The 22498-nt window shown below is 35.1% G+C and carries 19 protein-coding genes; 8 read left to right on the top strand and 11 right to left on the bottom strand.

Going from position 1 to position 22498, the window contains the following annotated elements; all coding sequences use genetic code 11:
* Nucleotides 1-105 precede the first annotated feature (105 nt).
* Nucleotides 106-1308 (top strand): argininosuccinate synthase, encoded by a 1203-nt coding sequence (locus tag AC6EI0_RS07565; RefSeq protein WP_498521973.1) that lies wholly within the window; start codon nt 106-108, stop codon nt 1306-1308.
* Between the two features lie 35 nt (nt 1309-1343).
* Here AC6EI0_RS07565 and rpsF read toward each other — a convergent pair whose 3' ends face one another.
* The 3 genes from rpsF to AC6EI0_RS07550 form a co-directional block, all read right to left on the bottom strand.
* Nucleotides 1344-1778 carry a 30S ribosomal protein S6 gene (gene rpsF, locus AC6EI0_RS07560; RefSeq protein WP_498521972.1) on the bottom strand — a complete coding sequence of 145 codons (435 nt, stop codon included), beginning with the start codon at nt 1776-1778 and terminating at the stop codon, nt 1344-1346.
* A gap of 77 nt (nt 1779-1855) precedes the next feature.
* On the bottom strand, nt 1856-2314 hold the full coding sequence (locus AC6EI0_RS07555; RefSeq protein WP_498521971.1) for a Tic20 family protein: 459 nt from the start codon (nt 2312-2314) through the stop codon (nt 1856-1858).
* Nucleotides 2315-2336: 22 nt separating this feature from the next.
* Nucleotides 2337-3224: a shikimate dehydrogenase gene (locus AC6EI0_RS07550; RefSeq protein ID WP_498521970.1), complete on the bottom strand. Its 888-nt coding sequence runs from the start codon at nt 3222-3224 to the stop codon at nt 2337-2339.
* Between the two features lie 119 nt (nt 3225-3343).
* Between AC6EI0_RS07550 and dnaK the strand changes: the two genes are divergently transcribed.
* The gene (gene dnaK / locus AC6EI0_RS07545) at nt 3344-5233 is read left to right on the top strand and encodes a molecular chaperone DnaK (RefSeq protein ID WP_498521969.1); all 1890 of its coding nucleotides are present in this window, start codon (nt 3344-3346) and stop codon (nt 5231-5233) included.
* A gap of 8 nt (nt 5234-5241) precedes the next feature.
* Here the strand turns inward: dnaK and AC6EI0_RS07540 are convergent, their stop codons facing one another.
* Nucleotides 5242-6354 carry an NAD(P)/FAD-dependent oxidoreductase gene (locus AC6EI0_RS07540; RefSeq protein WP_498521968.1) on the bottom strand — a complete coding sequence of 371 codons (1113 nt, stop codon included), beginning with the start codon at nt 6352-6354 and terminating at the stop codon, nt 5242-5244.
* A gap of 74 nt (nt 6355-6428) precedes the next feature.
* Between AC6EI0_RS07540 and purU the strand changes: the two genes are divergently transcribed.
* Both purU and AC6EI0_RS07530 read left to right on the top strand, forming a co-directional pair.
* Nucleotides 6429-7283: a formyltetrahydrofolate deformylase gene (purU, locus tag AC6EI0_RS07535; protein ID WP_498521967.1), complete on the top strand. Its 855-nt coding sequence runs from the start codon at nt 6429-6431 to the stop codon at nt 7281-7283.
* An 84-nt stretch (nt 7284-7367) separates the two neighbouring features.
* Entirely contained in the window at nt 7368-8585 is a 1218-nt protein-coding gene (locus AC6EI0_RS07530) for an O-antigen ligase family protein (protein ID WP_498521966.1), read from the top strand.
* Between the two features lie 6 nt (nt 8586-8591).
* Here AC6EI0_RS07530 and AC6EI0_RS07525 read toward each other — a convergent pair whose 3' ends face one another.
* On the bottom strand, nt 8592-9950 hold the full coding sequence (locus tag AC6EI0_RS07525) for a ClC family H(+)/Cl(-) exchange transporter (RefSeq protein ID WP_498521965.1): 1359 nt from the start codon (nt 9948-9950) through the stop codon (nt 8592-8594).
* Nucleotides 9951-9960: 10 nt separating this feature from the next.
* Entirely contained in the window at nt 9961-12561 is a 2601-nt protein-coding gene (gene acnB / locus AC6EI0_RS07520; RefSeq protein ID WP_498521964.1) for a bifunctional aconitate hydratase 2/2-methylisocitrate dehydratase, read from the bottom strand.
* Nucleotides 12562-12714: 153 nt separating this feature from the next.
* On the opposite strand from acnB, the gene AC6EI0_RS07515 reads away from it, so the two are divergent.
* Complete coding sequence (locus AC6EI0_RS07515) at nt 12715-13785, top strand: 3-deoxy-7-phosphoheptulonate synthase (protein ID WP_498521963.1); 1071 nt, start codon at nt 12715-12717, stop codon at nt 13783-13785.
* Nucleotides 13786-13797: 12 nt separating this feature from the next.
* Here AC6EI0_RS07515 and AC6EI0_RS07510 read toward each other — a convergent pair whose 3' ends face one another.
* The 4 genes from AC6EI0_RS07510 to AC6EI0_RS07495 all read right to left on the bottom strand — a co-directional run bounded on the left by AC6EI0_RS07510 (nt 13798) and on the right by AC6EI0_RS07495 (nt 19064).
* Nucleotides 13798-14451, bottom strand: a complete 654-nt coding sequence (locus AC6EI0_RS07510) for a diacylglycerol/polyprenol kinase family protein (protein ID WP_498521962.1) — start codon at nt 14449-14451, stop codon at nt 13798-13800.
* A gap of 3 nt (nt 14452-14454) precedes the next feature.
* Complete coding sequence (locus tag AC6EI0_RS07505) at nt 14455-15477, bottom strand: RpoD/SigA family RNA polymerase sigma factor (protein WP_498521961.1); 1023 nt, start codon at nt 15475-15477, stop codon at nt 14455-14457.
* A 154-nt stretch (nt 15478-15631) separates the two neighbouring features.
* On the bottom strand, nt 15632-17761 hold the full coding sequence (ppk1, locus tag AC6EI0_RS07500; protein WP_498521960.1) for a polyphosphate kinase 1: 2130 nt from the start codon (nt 17759-17761) through the stop codon (nt 15632-15634).
* Nucleotides 17762-17819: 58 nt separating this feature from the next.
* On the bottom strand, nt 17820-19064 hold the full coding sequence (locus tag AC6EI0_RS07495; protein ID WP_498521959.1) for an MFS transporter: 1245 nt from the start codon (nt 19062-19064) through the stop codon (nt 17820-17822).
* Between the two features lie 109 nt (nt 19065-19173).
* On the opposite strand from AC6EI0_RS07495, the gene AC6EI0_RS07490 reads away from it, so the two are divergent.
* A complete protein-coding gene (locus AC6EI0_RS07490) occupies nt 19174-19605 on the top strand; it encodes a GNAT family N-acetyltransferase (RefSeq protein ID WP_498523520.1) in 432 nt (143 codons plus the stop codon).
* A 21-nt stretch (nt 19606-19626) separates the two neighbouring features.
* Here the strand turns inward: AC6EI0_RS07490 and AC6EI0_RS07485 are convergent, their stop codons facing one another.
* The gene (locus tag AC6EI0_RS07485; protein ID WP_498521958.1) at nt 19627-20685 is read right to left on the bottom strand and encodes an anthranilate phosphoribosyltransferase family protein; all 1059 of its coding nucleotides are present in this window, start codon (nt 20683-20685) and stop codon (nt 19627-19629) included.
* 216 nt (nt 20686-20901) lie between these two features.
* On the opposite strand from AC6EI0_RS07485, the gene AC6EI0_RS07480 reads away from it, so the two are divergent.
* Both AC6EI0_RS07480 and cobA read left to right on the top strand, forming a co-directional pair.
* Nucleotides 20902-21714 carry a CbiX/SirB N-terminal domain-containing protein gene (locus tag AC6EI0_RS07480; protein WP_498521957.1) on the top strand — a complete coding sequence of 271 codons (813 nt, stop codon included), beginning with the start codon at nt 20902-20904 and terminating at the stop codon, nt 21712-21714.
* Nucleotides 21711-22496 (top strand): uroporphyrinogen-III C-methyltransferase, encoded by a 786-nt coding sequence (cobA, locus tag AC6EI0_RS07475; RefSeq protein WP_498521956.1) that lies wholly within the window; start codon nt 21711-21713, stop codon nt 22494-22496. The genes AC6EI0_RS07480 and cobA overlap by 4 nt, the downstream gene beginning before the upstream one ends.
* Nucleotides 22497-22498: the final 2 nt, after the last annotated feature.

Here is a 22498-nt window from a genome sequence, read left to right as displayed (position 1 = left end):
CTTGAAAATATTTGAATCAGCATTGAAAATCTAAATAAGAAATATTGTCCAATAGTTCTCTATATTTAATAACAACAATTGAATTTCCTCATAGGAGAGAACCATATGGGAATAGCTAAAAAAGTAGTTTTGGCCTATTCAGGAGGAGTAGATACTAGTGTTTGTATTCCCTATTTGAAGAGGGAGTATGGAGTTGAGCATGTGATTGCTTTCGCGGCAGATCTTGGCCAGGGTGATGAGCTGGATGTAATCAAAAAAAAAGCTATTTCAGCCGGAGCATCGCAGTCATTAGTCGGCAACTTAGTAAAGCCTTTTATTGAAGATTTTGCTTTTCCAGCAATTAGGTCTAATGCTCTATATCAAGGTAAATATCCACTTTCAACGGCATTAGCTAGACCTTTAATTGCAAAAAAACTTGTTGAAATTGCAAGGGAAGTAAATGCCGATGGAGTCGCTCATGGGTGTACGGGCAAGGGTAATGATCAAGTTCGTTTTGATGTAACAATTGGAGCTTTAGCCCCTGATTTGCAATTGCTTACACCAGCGAGGGAATGGGGAATGAGCCGCGAAGAAACGATTGCCTATGGAGAAAAATATGGAATAGTCCCTCCTGTTAGTAAAAAAAATCCTTACTCAATTGATCTGAATCTTTTGGGCAGAAGCATTGAAGCAGGTCCACTGGAAGATCCATTTGAGATGCCATCCGATGAAGTCTTTGGTATTACCTCCTCAATTGCTGATTCACCTAATACAGCTGAGATAGTTGACATTCTTTTTGAGAATGGTTATCCAGTTGCAATTAATGGAGAATTGATGGATCCTGTATCTCTTATAAAAAAAGCTAATAGCCTTGCAGGGAAACATGGCTTTGGACGTTTGGATATTATTGAAGACAGAGTAGTAGGAATTAAAAGTCGAGAAATTTATGAAACACCAGGATTGCTTTTATTAATTAAAGCTCATCAAGAAATGGAAAGCTTAACTTTACCCGCTGACTTGTTAAATACTAAATTCAATTTGGAAAGACAATGGGCAGACTTGGTTTATAAAGGTTTCTGGTTTAGTCCTCTAAAAGAGGCATTAGATGGATTTATTAATTTTTCTCAAAAGCATGTCAATGGAATAGTAAGGATGAGGCTTTTCAAGGGTAATGCTGATGTTATTGGTCGAAAGTCACAAGAAAATAGTCTTTACGTTTCAGATATGTCTACTTATGGAGGTGAGGATAAATTCAACCACAAATCCGCTGAAGGATTTATTTATGTATGGGGATTACCTAGTCGAATTTGGTCTTGGATAAACAAGTAAAATGTAAGATTCTTTATTTTATTTATCTCTTATCTTTATTCTTTCGATTCTTCTTTCTTATCCTCCTCTACAGGTGATTCAGCTTTCACTTCACTAGACTTTACTTCTTCTTTTTCTGTTTCAGATTTTTCAGGTTGATCTTCTTCTTTAGATGTTGATTTTGGAGTTGGCAAAGGACCAAATTGTTTAACTGTAAGGTATCGAATAACATCTTCACTTAACCTCATTGCTTTCTCTAGGGTTGCAACTTGTTGACCATTGCCTTGATGACTTAATTGCACATATACTCCCTCTTTATGTTTAGCAATTGGATAAGCAAGTCTTCTTTTCCCTCTCATTTGACTATCCAATACTTCAGTTCCTGATTTCTCAAGAATTTCACTATATTTTTTTATGTGACTGTCTACTTCTTCTTCCGGGATGTCCGGACGAAGAATGTACATAGTTTCGTAATAGGGTTTTTCAGACATGGAAGAAATTTCCGACTAGGACTTTAAGGCTCATAAAGAGCGACGGAGTTATGATCTTATACCCAGGTGGTAACTTTTCACAATTGCATTTTTGTTGCTTCGCTGATTATGGGCAGATCAGGTTCCTTCCCTTGTGTGCAAGACCAAACACAATAACAAATCATTGAAAAAAGACTAATGAATAAAGTACTAGAGAAGGTTCTTATAATTAATGAGTCTAGAAAAGGACTAAAAAGAATTTCGAAAACAAAACTAACTATGATTATGCCAATATTAATTAACAATGATTGCAGTGCGTTAAAACGTAAAAAATAGGATATTTTACTATTTCTTATTAGTCCAATATAGATAGCTAAAAATAATAATAAATTTCCAAAAGGTATTGACCTTTCTATTAGAATAATTGGTATTGCAGGTATTTGAGTAATTTGAGTAAAAGGATACTTTATATATAAATGATTACCAAACGTAAGTGAATCAGCCCAAGGAATCATATAAAGAATAACTCCTAATATTTTTGCTCCTGGTGAAGGCATAAGAAATTTTATTTTTTCAAGATTAAACGATTAAATGTTTCTCTGCAGATGATTTCATTATTTGAGTAGGCACGTTATTAAAACCACTCCAAAGTTTTATTGACAAGGCACCTTGCTCGACAAGCATATCGAGACCATCAATTGTAAAACAATTTTTTTTCTGCCCAAGTTCTAACCAATTGGTTGGTCTTGGAGTATAAATCAAATCGTACAGAATAGTTTTGTTAGAGAGGCTTTCCCATATTTTATTACCAAGAGGAATATTGTTTTGTTCAGTGTTTAGGCTATTCATTCCAATTGGAGTTGTATTAACAATTAAATCGGCTTCTTTAATATGTGATCTAATGTTTATGTCTTTATTATTAATAGCTTCAATTGATATATGGTTTTTTGATAATAAGTTTTTCATGTTTTTTACAAAAATATCTAATGAAATTTCATTCCTACCAATTATTTTTACGTTTTTAATATTTAAACTACTTAACCCCATAACTACAGCTCTTGCGCTGCCTCCACAACCAATGACAACTACATTTTTATCCACTAAATTATGATTTTTTAATGGCATCAAGAATCCCTCTACATCAGTGTTTGCACCTATCCATTGATTATTTTTTTCCGGTATTAGTGTATTAACTGCTTGTATATCATTTGCAATTTTAGTTAATTTATTGCAAGATTTAAGAACTTCTTGCTTGTGAGGAATAGTTACATTTAATCCTTTGCAATCTACAAATCTTAGAGCTGTAGTTAAATCGTTAATATTTTTTTTATCGCAAGGAATTGCTAAATAACACCAATCAAGTCCCATTTCTTCATATGCCGCATTGTGCATAATCGGAGAAAGAGAGTGATTTACGGGCTGTCCAAGAAGTCCTACTAGTTTAGTTTTTCCAGTGATAGCAATCATTTCGTTAAGAAGTTGATTTGAAATTTATAAGAGACTGTTCGGGAACCACGCCTCGCCTCAAACAGGTCCAACTGACGAGGATGTTACTTAAAGAAAGAAATTAAAGGAGTTAATCACCAATGGGGAAGGTTGTCGGCATCGATCTTGGTACTACAAATAGTTGTGTTGCTGTCATGGAGGGTGGTAAGCCCACTGTAATCGCAAATGCTGAGGGTTTTAGAACTACTCCATCAGTCGTTGCCTATACAAAAAATCAAGATCAATTGGTTGGACAAATTGCGAAGCGCCAAGCAGTGATGAATCCAGAAAATACTTTTTATTCTTCTAAGAGATTTGTTGGACGAAGGGTCGATGAAGTAAACGACGAATCCAAAGAAGTAAGCTATGGAGTTGAAAAATCAGGTTCTAACGTCAAATTAAAGTGTCCGATACTAGATAAACAGTTTTCTCCTGAAGAAGTTAGTGCTCAAGTTTTGAGGAAACTTTCTGAGGATGCAGGAAAATATTTGGGTGAAACAGTAACACAAGCTGTAATTACTGTTCCAGCCTACTTTAATGACTCACAAAGACAAGCAACTAAAGACGCAGGGAAAATTGCGGGCTTAGAGGTTCTTAGAATTATCAATGAGCCAACTGCCGCTGCTTTAGCTTATGGTTTAGATAAAAAAAGTAATGAAAGAATATTGGTTTTTGATTTGGGTGGTGGAACTTTCGATGTATCTGTTTTAGAAGTTGGTGATGGAGTATTCGAAGTTCTCTCTACTTCTGGAGATACTCATTTGGGTGGAGATGATTTCGATCGTGCAATTGTTGACCATTTAGCCTCAACATTCAAAAGTAATGAAGGTATAGATCTACGCCAAGATAAACAAGCCCTTCAACGTCTAACTGAGGCAGCTGAAAAAGCGAAAATAGAATTATCAAATGCTACTCAAAGCGAAATTAATCTTCCTTTTATAACAGCCACACCTGAAGGTCCTAAACATCTAGATTTGACACTTACCAGAGGAAAGTTTGAAGAGTTAGCAGCAAATCTTATTGATCGCTGTAGGGTTCCAGTCGAACAAGCTCTGAAAGATGCAAAATTATCTACCGGAGAAATAGACGAGATTGTCATGGTTGGAGGTTCTACACGAATGCCAGCAGTGAAAGAGTTGGTAAAAAGAGTCACTACTAAAGACCCAAACCAAACAGTTAATCCAGATGAAGTCGTAGCTGTTGGAGCAGCTATTCAGGGTGGAGTTCTTGCTGGTGAAGTCAAAGACATTTTGCTCCTTGATGTGACTCCTTTGTCTCTTGGGGTTGAAACTTTAGGTGGGGTGATGACAAAAATGATTTCAAGAAATACCACTGTTCCCACTAAAAAAGCCGAAACATATTCAACTGCAGTTGATGGTCAAACGAATGTAGAAATTCACGTATTACAAGGAGAACGTGAGATGGCTTCCGATAACAAAAGTCTTGGAACTTTTCGTTTAGACGGAATTCCTCCTGCTCCAAGAGGTGTTCCTCAAATCGAAGTGACTTTTGATATTGACGCTAATGGAATCCTAAGCGTCACCGCTAAAGATAAAGGTAGCGGTAAAGAGCAAAGTATCTCAATTACTGGTGCCTCAACTTTATCGGATAGTGAAGTTGATAAAATGGTTAAAGATGCTGAAATGAATGCTTCTGCGGATAAAGAAAAGCGTGAAAAAATTGATATTAAAAATCAGGCTGAAACACTTGTTTATCAAGCTGAAAAACAAATAGGTGAGCTTGGCGATAAAGTTGATGAAGAAGCAAAAACTAAAGTTGAAGAGAAACGAGTCAAGCTAAAAGAAGCGGTTGAAAAAGATGATTATGAACTCATGAAGTCTTTAGTAGAGGAGCTTCAACAGGAATTGTATTCATTAGGAGCTTCTGTCTATCAACAAGCAAACTCTGCTTCACAAGCGGCTGATTCAACCACTGATAATAAGCCTGATGGAGATGATGTTATTGATGCTGACTTTACCGAAACAAAATAAATTAATATTTATTGGTTCTCTATTTTAAGGCCAATCCATTCAGCGCATGCAGGAGCCAACAAAATACCGTTTCTGTAATGTCCTGTATTAATTAATAATCCAGCTTCTAATTCTTTTATTAATGGACTCGGTTCGTTTGTTGGTCTAGCTCTTATTCCACTCCATTCATTGCTGACTTTTGCATTTCTGATCCATTTGGGAGCAGTATTGTTTATTTTTAACATTACTTGTTTTTCAAGTTGGCTTGGACTGATGCCACGCTCCACAGTTGCTCCCATGATTAGATGATTGGGTTTATTGTGTATAAAGTTTATAGATTGATAATTTAATATTCCAGGCCAATTTTTCCAATTAATAGCGTTGTCTTCTAATTCTAATTCAACAACTTGTCCTAATATCGGCTCTAAAAATATTTTATAACCTAATGGTGCTAGTAGTTTTTGAGTATTTAATGCTGAGCAAAGTACTACAAAATCTTGATTAATATATTTATTATTTCCAAAATTAATCTTCCATCTTTTTTCATTTAATTTATTATTTTTACTTATTTGAACAACAGTATTTTCTATTTTATTTATTTTGATTTGATCAAGACTATGCATTAATACTTTTATTAATTCTATGGGATTTAATCGACCATCTTCATTAGATATTACTCCTCCTATTAACTTTGTCTCAAATGTAGAATTCCAAAAATCTAAAGAATTTTTATCTAAAAGTTCAAATTCAAATTCTTTTTTAATCTTCATTACTTGAATCATTGATTGATATTCTTTTTCAGAACTTGCTAATTTAATTAATGGTTTTTCTAATATTAAATTCAATTCAGAATAGTTTATTTCAGCAAGCCATTCTTTCCATAATTTCATACTCTTATTGCGTAGTGAGAAAGCTCTTCCTTTTGATTTTTTGTAGATATTTCCCATTAGAACACCTAAACTAGCTTGTGTTCCATTTTTAGGATTTAAATTATTTATCTTTGAATTTACAATCGGGTCGATTAAATTTACTTTATAACCTTTTTTTCCTAGATAAAACGCAGTTGTAATTCCTGCTATCCCACAACCAATAATTGAAATTTCGGTTTGCTTTATGTCTGTTTTTTGGCGGTTCGTTTGCATAGATGTTATGAAATTGGCTTGTTAATTTTCAATGAGTGGTCTAAAAAAGAGAATAGTTTAAGGATATCGCTTTAGTGAGCATTAAAACAGTTATCTTGCAGTTCATTTGTCCTGATAAGCCTGGACTTGTAAGTGATTTGTCAACTTGGATAGCAAGTAAAAATGGGAATATTAGACATGCTGATCACCATACAGATTCAGATGCAAAATTGTTTCTAAGTCGTATAGAGTGGGATTTAGAAGGATTTATGCTTGATAAAAATGAAATAAATTCTGAAGTAATTTTGCTTGAGCAGAGGTTGAATGGAAAAGCCGTATTGAGTTTCTCTGAAGATTTTCCCAATGTTGCAATATTTGTTAGTAAGCAGAGTCACTGCTTGGTTGACCTTTTATGGAGAGTTAAGGCAGGTGAATTATGTATGAATATTCCTTTGGTTATCTCAAATCATTCGGATTTGGAAGAACTTTGCGCAAGTTTTTCAATTCCTTTTAAGCTTATAAAAGTAGATAAAAATAATAAAGCAGATTCAGAAAGTAAGATTTTAGATTTGCTAAATGAATATAAAATTGATTTAGGAGTTTTGGCTAAATATATGCAGATTTTAAGTAGTTCATTCTTAGAGAAGTTTCCACATTTCATCAATATTCACCATTCTTTTCTTCCTGCTTTTAAAGGTGCTCAACCATATCATCAGGCTTGGGAAAGAGGAGTAAAATTAATTGGCGCAACAGCTCATTATGTTACTGAGGATCTAGATGCTGGTCCCATAATTGAACAGACTATATCTAATGTGAGTCACCGCGATGAGGTAACAGATTTAATAAGAAAGGGTCGAGATTTAGAGCGAGTCGCATTAGCAAGAGCTTTAAGATTACATTTAAGACGACAAGTGATTGTTTATAAAGGGAGAACGGCTGTTTTTACATGATTAATAATGGTGTTTTCTTTAATTAAAAAAAATAATTTTTCAGACAATATTGGCTGGATTTGTTTTCAGTTAGGTGTTTTTTGCTTGCCTTCTAGTGCATTACTTTCTTATGTGTTTTTGCTTGTAGCTCTTTTTGATGAATCTAGAAAAAGAAGAGATTTCTATTGGAGGGAGTATTGGAATTATCCGCTAGTGTTTGTAACTTTTTTGATGATAATTGGTTGTTTTCGTTCTCCTACCGGTTGGCTAGCTTGGCTTGGTCTTTTTAATTGGTTGCCATTTTTTTGGTTTTTTTGGGGTTTGCAACCATATTTGTTGACCCCTGAAAGAAGAATAAAATGCGCTTCTTGTCTTGTATGGGGAAGTTTACCTGTTTTGATCACTGGCTTTGGTCAGTTATGGTTTGGATGGGAGGGTCCTTGGCAGATTTTTGATGGTTTAATAATTTGGTATATATCTCCTGGAGGAGAGCCATTAGGAAGATTGTCTGGATTGTTTGACTATGCAAATATCAATGCTGCATGGTTAGCGGGTGTATGGCCATTGTGCTTGGCTTCCGTTTTGCATCCTTTCATTTGTGGAAAAAATCGAGTTATTCCCTGTCTACTTTTAGTTGCTTTTGTTTCATCAATGATTTTAACTGATTCTCGAAATGCATGGGGTGCAATCGTTTTAGGTCTGCCATTGGTTTTTGGTTCTGCATCATGGAGTTGGTTAATCCCTTTAATGCTCATTTGTGTTATTCCAGTGATAATTGCGGTTTTACCTGTTTTTGATTTTGGAATTCAACAATTTGCAAGAAGTATTGTGCCTGATTCTATTTGGATGAGATTAAATGATATGCAGTTTGTAGACACTAGAACTTTTGAAGCAACACGTATTGGCCAATGGAAAGTTGCCGTTAATTTAATTTTTGAAAAGCCATGGTTAGGTTGGGGAGCAGCAGCTTTTTCAATTATTTATCCTCTGAGAACAGGTTTATTTCATGGCCATTCCCATAACTTGCCTTTAGAATTAGCAATTAGTCATGGTATTTTAGTCTCTTTTTTGATTAATATATTTGTTTTTAGCTTATTAATAATTTCGGGTTTTTATAGAATATTTAATAGATTAAATTCAAAAGAGAATATAATAGTTGATCGAGCTTGGTGGACTTCTACTTTAATTCTTATTTGTTTTCATGCGACAGATATCCCATTATTTGATAGCCGAATAAATATCTTAGGTTGGATCTTATTGATAGGCCTTAGATGTATGTTCTATAATTCTAGAAACTTTAATATTTTATTAAAGAGAAGTTGAAAAGTACTATATCAACTCTCCTTGTTCAATTGTAATCTGTCTTTCATAAATTGAATGTTCATTAAATATTCTGGCAGTTAAAAAGCTAGCTATACATGTAATTAACAATGGCTTGAGTATTAAAAGATTTTTAGTTAATGCGAAAGCTAAAAACATTGCCGTTAACGGGGTTCTTGAGCATCCAGCTACGAATCCGCCCATTCCTGCAAAAATAAAAGTTGTTGGCACATGACCCGTTAATGTTTCTACTCCTATTCCGCTTGCTAATCCTATAGATCCTCCTAGGGTGAGCATTGGATAAAACAAACCACCTGGCGCCCCAGAGGCAGCTGCTAAACCAGACGCAAAAAATAAAACTAAAAATATGCTTATTGCAAGCATCAAACTATTATTTTCATTAACAATAATTTTTTGTAATCCTTCGATATTATGAAAACTTTCTGGAAGTATTGAATACATTGAGCCAAGTAAAAATCCAGATAAGCTCATTCTTTGAACAGCTTTATTTTTAAACCATTTGTTTCCTAGTAGTTGCATTTTTAAAACGTATTGGCAATACATTTCTGCAAGGAATCCAAGTAATACTCCTAAAAATATTAGGTATAAAAAATCTATCGGAAAAAATTTGATTACTGGTGTATAAGCTCTTTCTAATTGAAAACCTAAATTATTAATGAATCCACCAGCTTTTTGATCTAGTCCAATCGCTTGCAAAATATCAGCGCAACTATCAGCCCAGAATGTTGTTACTACTACTAGTAAGAGAACTACTGGTCTGGCTGAATTTAGAAGTTCCTCAATTGCATAGATAAAGCCTCCAATAGGTGCACTAAAAATAGCAGCAATTCCAGCTCCTCCTCCCGCTGCAACTATGACTCTTCGAAATGAAATAGGGGCTTTTAGCCATTTGGCCATTTTCCAGGCGACAGATCCTCCCATTTGTACTGCTGGGCCTTCTGGTCCTAGTGGGAATCCACTGCCGATAGCAATTATTCCAGTAAATAGTTTTACAACACCAACTCTTAATCCCATAGGGACTGGCTTATGGCGAAGAAACGCAATGATGTGACTTACTCCTGCTCCTTTAGCTGCAGGGGCAGAATTTTGAATGATTGATCCAGCGATTAATCCTCCTAATCCCCCTAAAATTGGTAAAACTATCCATCTAGGTAAATATACAAGAAGATTTGATCGATAATTTTCTAACGCATGGATTCCAGTTTTAAATAATATTCCAGTTAACGCCGCTCCCAACCCTGTAAGAATTAGAGCAAGAATTACATTTAGCCATTTCTTCTGAAGAAGTCTTTTGATACTTTGAGTTGATTTTTTTTGTATTGGATTTTGACTTTTACTTTTGATCATTTAACTCAATTTATGTTTGTAAAATGGAGGCTTCTTCTTCTTTTGTTATTACACGACCGTCTTCGATAAAGTTTGGTATTTCATTAAAGTTTAAGTATCTATATATTTCGTCAGTTAAAGGAGAAACTTTTTTGGAAGCTATCTCAAGATATTCATCTGTGCTAGGGATATGGCCTAATAATGCGCAAACTGCAGCCAGTTCGGCACTTCCTAGGAACACCTGAGCTCCTTTTCCTAATCTGTTGTTGAAATTCCTTGTGCTTGTTGAGAAAACAGTTGAATTATCTTCTACACGAGCTTGATTGCCCATACATAGAGAACAACCAGGCATTTCCATTCTGCTTCCAGCTTTTTCAAATATCTCGTAGTATCCTTCTTTTTTTAGAATTTCTTCGTCCATTCTTGTTGGCGGACATACCCATAATCGAGCTGATATCTTTCCTTCACCTTCAAGAATTTTTGCAGCAGCTCGATAATGCCCAATATTTGTCATGCACGAACCAATAAAAACTTCTTGAATGGGAGTGCCTGCGACTTCGCTTAAAAGTTTGACGTTATCGGGATCATTAGGACATGCTAAAACAGGTTCTTTGAGTTCATTCAAGTTTATATCGATGATTTCTGAGTATTGAGCATTTGAGTCGGCTGATAGTAAATATGGTTTTTTCAACCAATCTTCCATGTCTTTAATTCTTCTATTTATCGTTCTTGCGTCTTTATATCCTCTGGCAATCATATTTTTAAGTAAAACAATATTGCTTTTTAAATATTCACTGATTGTTGATTCAGAGAGTTGAATAGTACATCCAGCACAAGATCTTTCTGCACTTGCATCCGTTAACTCAAAGGCTTGTTCTAATTTTAGATTCGGTAGACCTTCAATTTCTAATATTTTTCCATTAAACACATTAACTTTGTTCGCTTTTTCCACGGTCAGAAGACCTTCTTGTATCGCCATCCACGGAATGGCATTAACTACATCTCTTAAAGTCACGCCAGTTTGTAAAGACCCTTTAAAACGAACAAGAACTGACTCCGGCATATCTAAGGGCATAGAACCAATTGCTGCAGCAAATGCGACGACTCCAGAACCTCCCGGAAATGAAATTCCCAATGGGAATCGAGTATGACTATCGCCGCCTGTTCCAACTGTGTCGGGTAAAAGCATCCTATTTAGCCAACTATGGATGATTCCATCACCGGGTTTTAATGCTATTCCTCCTCTCTCAGCAAAAAAATCAGGGAGTTCTTTTTGAGTTTTGATATCAACGGGTTTAGGATATGCAGCCGTATGACAGAAACTCTGCATAACTAAATCAGCAGAAAATCCTAAACATGCTAATTCTTTCATTTCATCTCTAGTCATTGGACCAGTGGTGTCTTGACTACCAACTGTTGTCATTATTGGTTCACAACTTGCACCAGGGAGTACTCCATCTAAACCGCAAGCTTTTCCAACCATTTTTTGAGCTTGTGTAAACCCATGCTTTGATGCAGCTGGCTGGCCAGGACGAATAAAAAGACTGGAGGGAGAAAGTTTTAATTTTGCTCTAACTTTGTCTGTTAGAGCTCTTCCAATCATTAAAGGAATACGCCCACCTGCTCTCACTTCATCAGTAATGGTTTGTGGTTTTAAATCAAATTTTGATAAAAGTTCCCCTCCATTACTTTCATCCTGATTTTTTCTAACTTCGCCTTTGTAAGGAAAAATAGTGATGACATCTCCTGTATTGAGTTTGCTTACATCACATTCAATTGGAAGTGCACCTGAATCTTCAGCAGTATTGAAAAAAATAGGAGCAATTTTGCCTCCTATTACAACTCCACCCCCTCGTTTATTTGGTACGAAGGGTATGTTTTGTCCTGTATGCCAAAGGACTGAGTTTATTGCTGATTTTCGTGAGCTTCCTGTTCCAACCACATCGCCAACATATGCAATAGCATGCCCTTTCTTTTTTAATTTTTTAATAGTGTTTAAACCATTTGGATCACGAGTTTCTAGCATTGCTAGGGCATGTAAAGGAATATCCGGTCTGGTCGTGGCATGAGTTGCCGGAGAGAGGTCGTCTGTGTTCGTTTCTCCTTCAACTTTAAATACTGTGACAGTTATTTCTTCAGCTAAAGGTTGTTTGTTAGTGAACCATTCACCATTGGACCAGCTATTTATAATTTTTTCTGCATAAATATTTTTTTTTGCTAATTCATAAATGTCGTTTAAAGCATCATAAACCAAAAGAGTATTACTTAATCCATCACATGCTGAAGCTGCTAATTCTTTATTATTAGATTTGAGTATTTCAATTAATGCAGCTACATTATATCCACCAATCATCGTACCCAAAAGTTCAGTTGCTTTTAAAGGACTAACTAATGGACTTTTGGATTCTTCTTGAGCAATTGAACTAAGCCAAGTGGCTTTGACATAAGAGGCTTGATCAACTCCCGGGGGAATTCGATTGGTAAGAAGATCAAGTAAGAAGTTGTGATCGATTTCTTTGTCTGGCTTTTCTAATAACTCTGTTAAAGCCTGAGTCTGTTTTGCATCTAAAGGAAGTGGAGGGATCCCTAATGCTTCTCTTTCTGCAACATGTGATAAATAACTTTTTAGCATTGTTAAATCTCAATAAAGAATGTATTTGAGTGATAGCCTCTTGTTTTCATTGTTTACAACTCCATGTTTCTTGAACAATCATTCAGATAATGCAACTTATTACCCCCCTATGACTGATACTTCTCTAATCTTATATCTATGATCACGCTTTAAATGTCCACCTCATCATATTTATCAATGGTGGATAGCACCTCTGACCTTAATGTGGTCGAGACTCGTCCATTAATGTCACCAGCATTACTGCATAGAGATTTGCCTTTGGATAAGGCAGCCTCTGAAATAGTTTCTACTACTCGTAAAAAGATTCAATCAATTCTTAATGGTATTGATCAAAGAATTTTGGTGATTGTTGGACCATGTTCCGTTCATGATGTTGATGCGGCTATTGAATACGCAAATCGTTTAGCTCCATTGAGGGATAAATATAAGCAGAAGTTAGAAATTGTTATGCGTGTTTATTTTGAGAAACCTCGAACAACTGTTGGTTGGAAAGGACTTATTAATGATCCTCATCTTGATGATTCTTATGATATTAATACTGGCTTAAGAAAAGCAAGAGGTTTATTGCTTGATTTAGCCAAAAAAGGAATGCCTGCAGCAACAGAATTACTTGATCCAGTTGTTCCTCAATATATTGCTGATTTAATTAGTTGGACTGCTATCGGAGCAAGAACGACAGAGAGTCAGACTCATCGTGAAATGGCATCTGGATTATCAATGCCAGTTGGTTATAAGAATGGTACCGATGGGACAGCAACAATAGCGATTAATGCAATGCAAGCGGCTTCAAAACCTCATCATTTTTTAGGAATTAATAATGATGGTCACGCTTCGATCGTGAGCACAACAGGCAATCCAGATGGTCATCTTGTTCTAAGAGGTGGTAAAAATGGAACTAATTATCATCTTGAGGCAATTAATTTAATTGTAGAGGAATTGGCACAATCTAAGATGCCTGGAAGAGTGATGGTTGATTGTAGTCATGGCAACTCAAATAAAGATTTTCGTAGGCAATCAGAGGTTTTACGTGATGTTGCATCACAGTTAAAAGCTGGATCAAAGAGTGTAATGGGCGTAATGATTGAAAGTCATCTCGTTGAGGGCAATCAGAAATTAAATCCAGATTTGTCAAAACTTACTTATGGACAAAGTGTTACTGATGCATGCATAAACTTTTCTACAACTGAGGTTTTATTAGAGGAATTAGCTGAATCAGTCAAATAAATTTGATGTTTTTTATATTCCTATGAACCATATCCCTATACAAGTTACTCCAATAGGAACAGTTAAATTATCAATACCCCAAGGACTTATTTGTTCTAAAAAAGTTGCTATTAGCGAAATGACTACTATTTCTAGAGGCTGTATGCCTAAATTATTCAGTGAAGAAATAATTGATGTCGTTATAGCTACTACTGTTCCCATGGTTAATGTTCCAATAATCGATTTTGTTTGACCAAGTATTGACCATTTTGGAGAGTTAATAGATCTACCGATTAAACCTGCTAATCCATCGCCAAAAGCCATTGATAGTACCCCAATGGAAATAGAAGATGCATAGCGAGGCCAGAACAATAACAGTAATAGTGTAATGCTGATACCATATGCAACTGTTCCAAAACTCTTTCTGTCGATATCCTCAATAGCTGGTAATAAACGATATTGGTAATTAACACCTAAGGCTATTGTGATCAATAATGCAGTTAGGAAAGCTATATTTTTTGGAATATCAAATAACCAGGCTAAAAGAATTACTGGCCCAGTTCCAATATGAATAATTTTTCTACTTAATTCTTCTTTTTTAGGAAAAAATCTTTTACATAAATATGCAATCAATAAAAGTATAATTATCCATAATGCAATAACAAAAATAGCTACTTGAATAGGCAATGGTTAGGCAGCGTTTTGACGAGTAGTCATTACTCTTAATTTCAAAATAGCTTTTGCTTCTAGTTGTCTTACACGCTCTCTCGACACATTGATTTGTCTTCCAATTTCAGCAAGAGTAAGGGGCTCTTCTCCATCAAGGCCAAAGCGAAGTCTCATTATTTTTTGCTCTCTTTCATTTAATTGAGATAACCATCCTCCAAGGTGTTCTTTTTGAATACTTCTATCCATCCCCTCCATGGGCTCATCAGAATTTGGGTCGGGAATTAATTCTCCTAGAGTACTACGATCCTCTTCGCCTCTAGCATGAGCATCAAGAGACGCACATGGCGCGCTTTGCGACACAAGATCTTCTAAGTCTTGAGGTTCGATTCCCATTGCGTTTGCTAGCTCTAGTCGATTTGGCTGCCTACCAAATCGATGAGATAATTCACGCGATATACGGCGCATTTTTGAGAGTTTTTCGCTGATATGAATTGGTAGTCGAATAGTTCTAGCACTGTTATCAATTGCACGAGTCATACCTTGTCTTATCCACCAGTATGCATAGGTTGAGAATTTATAACCCATTGCAGGATCAAATTTATCAACAGCTCTTTCTAATCCAATTGCACCTTCTTGAACTAAATCAAGTAACTCTAAACCTTGATTTTGATATTTTTTTGCAACACTTACAACGAGTCTCAGGTTTGCAGCCATCATGCGATCTCTTGCCCGCTTACCCATTTTTATTTTGTGCTTTTGACGGGTAGTGCGTTGTTCAAGGGGAAGGTTCAACAAATCTTTCATTTGTTGAACATGATGAGCAAGTTCAATTTCTTCTGCAGGAGTCAGAAGTGGGACTCTTCCAATACTTGTGAGATAGAAACCTATTGCATCAGTTGCTAGACGATTACTTTGCCTTCTAGAACTTCGAGATTTTTGACTACTAACAGTTGATGTAGATAGTTTTTGATTTTTGCTTGCCGAATTAGAATTCTCTGATGAAACGTCAGAAACTTCTTTGGCAGATTCCAGCGGGATCCCCATCACCCTGGCCTCTTGAAATTAGATTTATTAAGAAGTTAGCACTTATAAGGAGAAGTTGACTAATTGAAACGAAAAATTTATGACTTTTTGCCTAATTAGGTATAAAGCGCATCGAAAAAATAGATTAAATGTTTTTCGAAAAGCTTTGAAATTTTTAATTTTCTCCTTTTGTGTATAGCTTAATAATTTTTTCTTGAATATATTTTTTCTTATCATTCAAAATTTGATTTTTGATGTAGCTACCATCACTTTGCATATTCCAAGAGTCTTTATTTACTTCTAAATAAGAATCTAATAAATGTTTAATTTCTCTTTTAATTTTATTGTCTTCAATAGGCGTAACTGCTTCAACTCTTCTATCTAAATTACGTCTCATCCAATCTGCACTACCAATAAATACTTCTGCATCTCCATTATTATTAAACCAGAAGATTCTTGAATGCTCTAAAAATCTACCAATAATGCTTGTGACTGTAATGTTTTCGCTTAAGCCTTTTTTCTGAGGATATAGGCAACACATACCTCTAATAATAAGTTTAATTTTTACTCCTTCCTGTGAGGCTATATAAAGTAATTTTATAATTTCTGGATCTACCAAGGAATTCATTTTGGCTATTATCTTGGCTGGTAAGCCATTTTTTGCATAATGGATCTCTCTTTCGATTAATTTTTCGATTCCACTTCTAAGAGTTACTGGTGCAACTAATAATTTTCTATAAGATTGTTGTTTAGCAAATCCAGTAAGGTAATTAAATAATTCAATAAGATCTTGACCAAGCTCTGGTTGGCAAGATAGTAAGCCAAAATCTGTATAAGTTTTAGAGGTTTTTGAATTGTAATTTCCAGTTCCGATATGAAAGTATGTTCTTAATCTATTTTTTTCTTTTCTTATGATTAAAGCGATTTTTGTATGAGTTTTTAGTCCAATTACTCCATAGACAACATGTACACCTGATTGTTCTAATTGTTTTGCCCATTGGATATTATTATCTTCATCGAACCTTGCTTTTAATTCAACTAGAGCCATTACTTGCTTTCCCTTTTCAGCAGCTCTGATTAGTGCATCTATAATTAATGAGTCTTTGGAAATTCTATATAAGGTCATTTTGATACCCATGACTTGTTTATCTTCCGCGGCTTGATTAATAAACTCTTCAACTGACGTTGAAAAAAGATTATAAGGATGATGGACTAGTAAATCATTACGTCGAACAATTGAAAATATACTTTTAAAATTACTTTTATTTATATTATCTAATTCTTCTTGTTCTCTTAATTGACTATTTTTGAGTAAATTATGAGTAACGCCTTGATGGTCTTTAAATTTTAATTTAGGAAGATTAAAGCTTGTTAATTCTATTAATTCATCTAATGCCAGTAGCCCCTCAATTTGATATAAATTTTCTTTGTCAATGTTCATTCCTTCTTGTAAAAGATCAAGAATAATTTTTGGTGTATTTATAGAAACTTCTAATCTTACTACCTCCCCTCCTTTGCGCCTCTTGCGTAAACCTTCTTGAAGAGCACTCATTAAATCATCAGCTTCAATATCCCGGAGTTCTAAATCAGCATCTCTTGTTACGCGAAAGAAAGAATATTCTTTAACATCCATTCCAGGGAAAAGCATAGATAGATTATTTGCAATAATTTGCTCAATGGCAATTCCTGTATATTTTGTTGATTCATTTTCATGGAGTTCAATTGGAATACTTATAAATCTAGAAATACTCTCCTTTGGAATTTTTATACGTGTAAATTGTTCTTTATCTGATTCACTATCTACTATAATTGCAGCTAAGTTTAAACTTAGATTACTTATAAAAGGGAAAGGATGAGCAGGGTCAACTGCTAAAGGTGTAAGTATTGGAAAAATGGCAGTTGTAAAATAATTGTCTATCCAAACCTTTTGTTTTTGATTTAATTCTTTATATTCGAGTATGAATAAATTATTTTCTTTAAAATCTTCTTTTATATATTGTTTAGTTTTATATTGCTGTTTCTTTAAAATTGGATCTAAATAATTTCGAATTTCAATAAGTTGTTCTTCAGGTGATTTTCCATCTTGGCTTTTTTTTGAGATCCCTCCTTCAACTTGTGATTTTAATGAAGCAACTCTAACCATAAAAAACTCATCTAAATTATTGCTAAAGATTGAACTGAATTTAATTTTTTCTAATAAAGGCGTTTCTTCTTCTATAGCAAGTTCTAAAACACGTTTATTAAAATCTATCCAACTCAGTTCACGATTTATATAATTTTCACCATTGATTTTTGGACTAGTCATATCTATCCAATGTATTCAATTTCTAATTTCTACTTTAATATTTTGATCATCTATTAGTCTAGGAGATTGCTTTTTGCTTGGTAAGACTTCTTCCTGAGATTAAAAACATGACAATTAATAGAAGCAAAATAGTGCCAAAGAATGGACTTCTAGGTCCAAAAAGATCATATGAGCGTCCTGCTGCGATTGCTCCAAGAAAAGTTCCCAGACTTTGTAAACCCTGCAGATTTCCTAATACTGCACCTTGACCAATAGAACTTAGTCTTCTCGAGATTAGTGCTCTTAGACTAGGAGTAACTAATCCAGTTCCCATTGCAAGTATTGCGACGCCACTGAATACAAGAGGAATTGATGTATCTGTATTTGCGAGAGTTAAAAGAATACATCCTGCCATTACAAATCCAATACCAGTAAAAGTTAATCTCGATTCCCCAAATCTTTTAACAAGAGGACCGATGAGTCCTCCTTGGACAATCATCGCGATAACTCCAACGACAATAAAAGCAGCACTACATAATTCAGGACTCCATCCAAATTTTTCTTTTAAATAGAGGACTAAAACAGCTGTAAAACCATTAAATGCCATAAAGAAGACAAAAAATGATAAGCAAAGTCTTCTAGCTAAGGGGTTTTTAAATACAATTAGTAGCTGACTAATTGGGTTCAAATCTCTTTTTCTTGGTAATAGATTTCTTTTATTTTTAGGCAGTGTTTCTGGTAAAAATAAAATTACAAAAATCAAATTAAATATTGCAAATCCGCTTGCGACCCATACCGGTAAAGTAACACTAAATTTAGCAAGGGCTGTTCCTAATCCTGGCCCAAGAATAAAACCCAAACCAAAGGCTACTCCAATTAAACCAAAGGTTTTTGCTCGATTTTCGGGAGTTGATATATCTGCAAGTATGGTAGTTGCAGTAGATGCAGTACCTCCACTTATGCCATCAATTATTCTTGCCAAAAATAGTAAAGATAAAGGTAAAGTGGAGGCCCATAAAGGTAAATAATTATCCCAATCTAGACTCACGGTTATTGCAAATAAACATATGCCAATTACAGAACCTGATACACATGTGATCATGATAGGCTTACGTCCAAAACGATCACTCAAGGCACCAATTAACGGGGCTGCAGAAAACTGAGATATTGCATAAGTTCCTGTTAGAAAACCAAGAGTTGTTGCGCTTGTGGTGAATTGTTCTAATAAAAAAGGTAAGAGAGGTAAAACAATAGTTTCACCTAATCGATCATCTAGAAGTGTTATGAAAGCTCCTAAAAGTGTGGGAATTTTTAGCCTTCTCAAAGCAAATAGCTCATAATTTATTCACCCTCTCATATTGTCAGTGAATTTGACATCTTTAAGTAGACACAGTCTAAATCGATATTTGCGACCTTGTGAGAGTTCCGATGAAATGGCTTTGAGAGAAGTTTATGAAGATGCTATTCGAACTTGTGATAAATCCTCATACAGCCAAAAACAGATTGATGCTTGGTCTTCCTTGGCTTATCTCCCTGGGATTTTAGATAAACCTCTTAAGGAAGGAGTTGGTTGGGTGAGTTGTGTTAATAAGACGATTGAAGCATTTGCTTTGAGATATCCAACTGATCGCTTAGCATTACTTTATTGCCGAGGGCGTTCGTCACGACAGGGTCACGCTACAGCTTTATTACATCAAATTGAAGAAGATACTCTCAAAGATAGACCTATTAATTTAAAAACAGAGGCAAGTTTATGTAGCTATAAATTGCTTTTACGTCATGGATGGACAATTACTGCTCCGGAGGAAATTCAAATAGGAGGTGTTCATTTTTTACGCTATTTAATGGCAAAAACTTTGTATTGAATGCCTTTGAAAAAAGTCTTCTTATGAATCAATATTTGCTTGTCTCCACTTGATTAATTTTTCTAAGTGCTCTAAAGCAAATCCTGAATTGATTACTTCCTTTGCTTTTTTGATTCCAACTTTAATATCAGAACTTAAGCCAGCATAAAAAAAGTAAATGCCAGCATTCCATTCTAGTGCTTTAATTAACGGGCCTTCTCCATTAAGAGCTTGGAAAGCAAATCTCTGCCAGTCTTCGATGTTGGTCCATTCAAGATCTTGTCCTGAATATTCAAAGTCTTTGGGATGATAAACCGCTCTAGTTCCATTTTGATTTTTATAATGACCAATTGTTGATGAACGACTTATTGAAAGATCGATCCCACCTTCAAGTCCTTTAACAGTAATTATGTTTTCTTCATCCATAAGTTCAAGTGTTTTCCAGTGCCTTTCTTCAGTTGGAGAATGAACATAGCCACTTATATGTAGATGCTTTCCTTGATGACATGTCCAGATTAATTCCATACTGGATAGCGGTGGTCGTTTACCTATTTGATCTCTATAAGGTATTAAACTTTCAGCTAGTGGAAAATGATCTGGCTGATGGATTAAAGCAAGTTCGTTATAGTTGAAAAAACTTTGTACTTGAGAAATTGATAGGCCAGTTAAATTTAATCCTAAGGCTTGAAAGAGTTCGTTATGAGTAACGCCGTATTTCACAGGCATACGAGAACCACCATGCAAAATAACAGGCTGTTGTTGCGTTAGTAATAGTAGGGTTGTAAGAGGATATAGAGGTGCAGTTTTTTTTCGACCATCAAAGGGCATCCCAAAAAATATAGGTTGACGTTGATTACTGGGTGATTGAATTTTTGGTCCTAGTTCTATGTAGGCATCAATCATCCCGGCTAATTCTTCCGGGATAGGACGTCTAATTCTATGTGCAATCATGAAACTACCAATTTGTGCTGCACTTGCTTCTTCTTTCAGCATCAGTTTGATAGCTGCTTTAGTTTCTCCACGAGTTAGACTTTTTCCTGTAAATTGCCCACTCCCTATTTTTCTTAAATAAGTTTTAAATTCTTCGTATTTATATGTCATTCGTGTGTTTGTTTTGAAAGTTTAGTTTTGTATGCAAGTTCGTTGCGTTGAGTATTTTTTTAATTTTATCTAAATCTAAAACAAGATTATCGCTTTGATTGTTCGGTCTCAATTGGTCTCAATTTTTTTTAGTATTATCTTCCGTTTTTCTTCAATGCTCCTAATTGTTTGATTTTTGAGCATTTTCCATACTTCTTGCACTGCAAATAGGTCTCGATGAAAAGTACTTTTAAATCTTTTTCTTCTTTGGTTCTTGATAGTATTCCAACAAGGACTCTCTCCTCAAATGAAACTATTAGTTATGAAGCGTCTGAGGTTTGTCATGATTTAGCTTTTGATGATTTAACTGGAATTAGTAATACATCTACAGGTATTAGTGAAGGGTTGTCTTTGTTACAGAACAGAACTGATCTGAAGACTCATCATCATTTACATTTACTTGTGCATGGATCTAAAGGTGGGGAAATTCATTCATCTCTCATTTCCACAATAGAACAATTAAAAAAATACAAAAATAGATCTGTCTCTATAGAGGCTTTGACTCAAGAAGCTCCACCTCAAGTTGAGATTGGTAAAAAATCAATGTTATTGGTTCCTCTGTTTTTGTTACCTGGCACTCATGTCTGTAATGATGTTCCAAAAATATTTAAACGTTTTCAGGACGATGGTAAAAATATTAAATTGTTTCCTTTTTTAGGTTCTTTTCACCCATGGCTATCATTAATAGGTGATTGGATAAATAATCATAGTTCTTATGATAAACCTGCATTGATTCATCATCCTGTTTCTTCAGAGACCTCTAGTGTTTTCGTAAAATCATTGGAAAATGTCTTAGACATACCATTATATTCATGGACCAGATGGAACCAAGATATTTTGTATGGTAAAAAGAACTATTTTCCTATTCCTTATTTTTTAACCCCAAATAAAAATGTCGAAATTGATAGTAAAGGGAAAAAGCTCAAATCTTTGCTTGAAATTGAAATGATTCATCGAGGTCTTATAAATATCTTAGGGAACTTGCCATGACCACAGAGCAGCTTGGTACTGTTTATCTAGTGGGAGCAGGGCCTGGCGACCCTGATTTGTTAACAGTTAAAGCACAAAGATTAATTAGGCAATGTGATGCTCTTGTATACGACTCTTTAGTTCCAGTTGAGTTGCTTAACTTAGTATCTGCAAAGTGCCAACTTCACTCAGTTGGTAAGAGACGTGGTCACCATTCAGTCCCTCAAAGAAAAACGAATGATATTCTTTTTGATTTAGCTAAGAGTTGTTCTTGCATAGTCCGATTAAAAGGAGGTGATCCATTCTTATTCGGTAGAGGTGCGGAAGAAGCTGCCCATCTTGCTAAAAAAGGTGTGCCAGTTCAAGTTGTACCCGGAGTTACATCTGGCATCGCTGCTCCAGCTTATTTAGGTATACCTATTACTCATAGGCTTGCTGGATCTTCAGTAACTTTTGTGACTGGACATGAAGGAATTGATAAAAAGCGTCCAGCAGTTGATTGGCGCTCTCTAGCTCAATCCAGTGATGGATTAGTCATATATATGGGTGTTTATAATTTAAAGTTTATCTCTACAGAGTTAATTGCTGGGGGAATGAATCCAGCCACACCTGCAGCAGTGATTCAGCAGGGAACTGTTGTTGGACAACGCTTTATAAGGTCATCATTAGAGACTCTTTTTGATCGAGTAGAAGCCGAAAATTTCATCTCTCCCTCTATCGTTGTAATAGGGTCTGTTGTTAATTTCCAAGTAGAGGCTTGTTCTCCTCCACCGGCTGAAGTAACATTTCCAATTCCTATATAGAT

The organism is Prochlorococcus sp. G5PB11 (assembly GCF_059772425.1).
The sequence above is the reverse complement of the archived record's forward strand: the minus strand, read 5'-3'. Positions and strand labels throughout refer to the sequence as shown.

Bases quoted from the DNA above. Each gene is read 5' to 3' on its own strand.
- AC6EI0_RS07565 (WP_498521973.1), top strand. From the start codon at position 106: ATGGGAATAGCTAAAAAAGTAGTTTTGGCCTATTCAGGAGGAGTAGAT.
- rpsF (WP_498521972.1), bottom strand. From the start codon at position 1,778: ATGTCTGAAAAACCCTATTACGAAACTATGTACATTCTTCGTCCGGAC.
- AC6EI0_RS07555 (WP_498521971.1), bottom strand. From the start codon at position 2,314: ATGCCTTCACCAGGAGCAAAAATATTAGGAGTTATTCTTTATATGATT.
- AC6EI0_RS07550 (WP_498521970.1), bottom strand. From the start codon at position 3,224: ATGATTGCTATCACTGGAAAAACTAAACTAGTAGGACTTCTTGGACAG.
- dnaK (WP_498521969.1), top strand. From the start codon at position 3,344: ATGGGGAAGGTTGTCGGCATCGATCTTGGTACTACAAATAGTTGTGTT.
- AC6EI0_RS07540 (WP_498521968.1), bottom strand. From the start codon at position 6,354: ATGCAAACGAACCGCCAAAAAACAGACATAAAGCAAACCGAAATTTCA.
- AC6EI0_RS07525 (WP_498521965.1), bottom strand. From the start codon at position 9,950: ATGATCAAAAGTAAAAGTCAAAATCCAATACAAAAAAAATCAACTCAA.
- acnB (WP_498521964.1), bottom strand. From the start codon at position 12,561: ATGCTAAAAAGTTATTTATCACATGTTGCAGAAAGAGAAGCATTAGGG.
- AC6EI0_RS07515 (WP_498521963.1), top strand. From the start codon at position 12,715: ATGTCCACCTCATCATATTTATCAATGGTGGATAGCACCTCTGACCTT.
- AC6EI0_RS07505 (WP_498521961.1), bottom strand. From the start codon at position 15,477: ATGGGGATCCCGCTGGAATCTGCCAAAGAAGTTTCTGACGTTTCATCA.
- ppk1 (WP_498521960.1), bottom strand. From the start codon at position 17,761: ATGACTAGTCCAAAAATCAATGGTGAAAATTATATAAATCGTGAACTG.
- AC6EI0_RS07490 (WP_498523520.1), top strand. From the start codon at position 19,174: ATGGCTTTGAGAGAAGTTTATGAAGATGCTATTCGAACTTGTGATAAA.
- AC6EI0_RS07485 (WP_498521958.1), bottom strand. From the start codon at position 20,685: ATGACATATAAATACGAAGAATTTAAAACTTATTTAAGAAAAATAGGG.
- AC6EI0_RS07480 (WP_498521957.1), top strand. From the start codon at position 20,902: ATGAAAAGTACTTTTAAATCTTTTTCTTCTTTGGTTCTTGATAGTATT.
- cobA (WP_498521956.1), top strand. From the start codon at position 21,711: ATGACCACAGAGCAGCTTGGTACTGTTTATCTAGTGGGAGCAGGGCCT.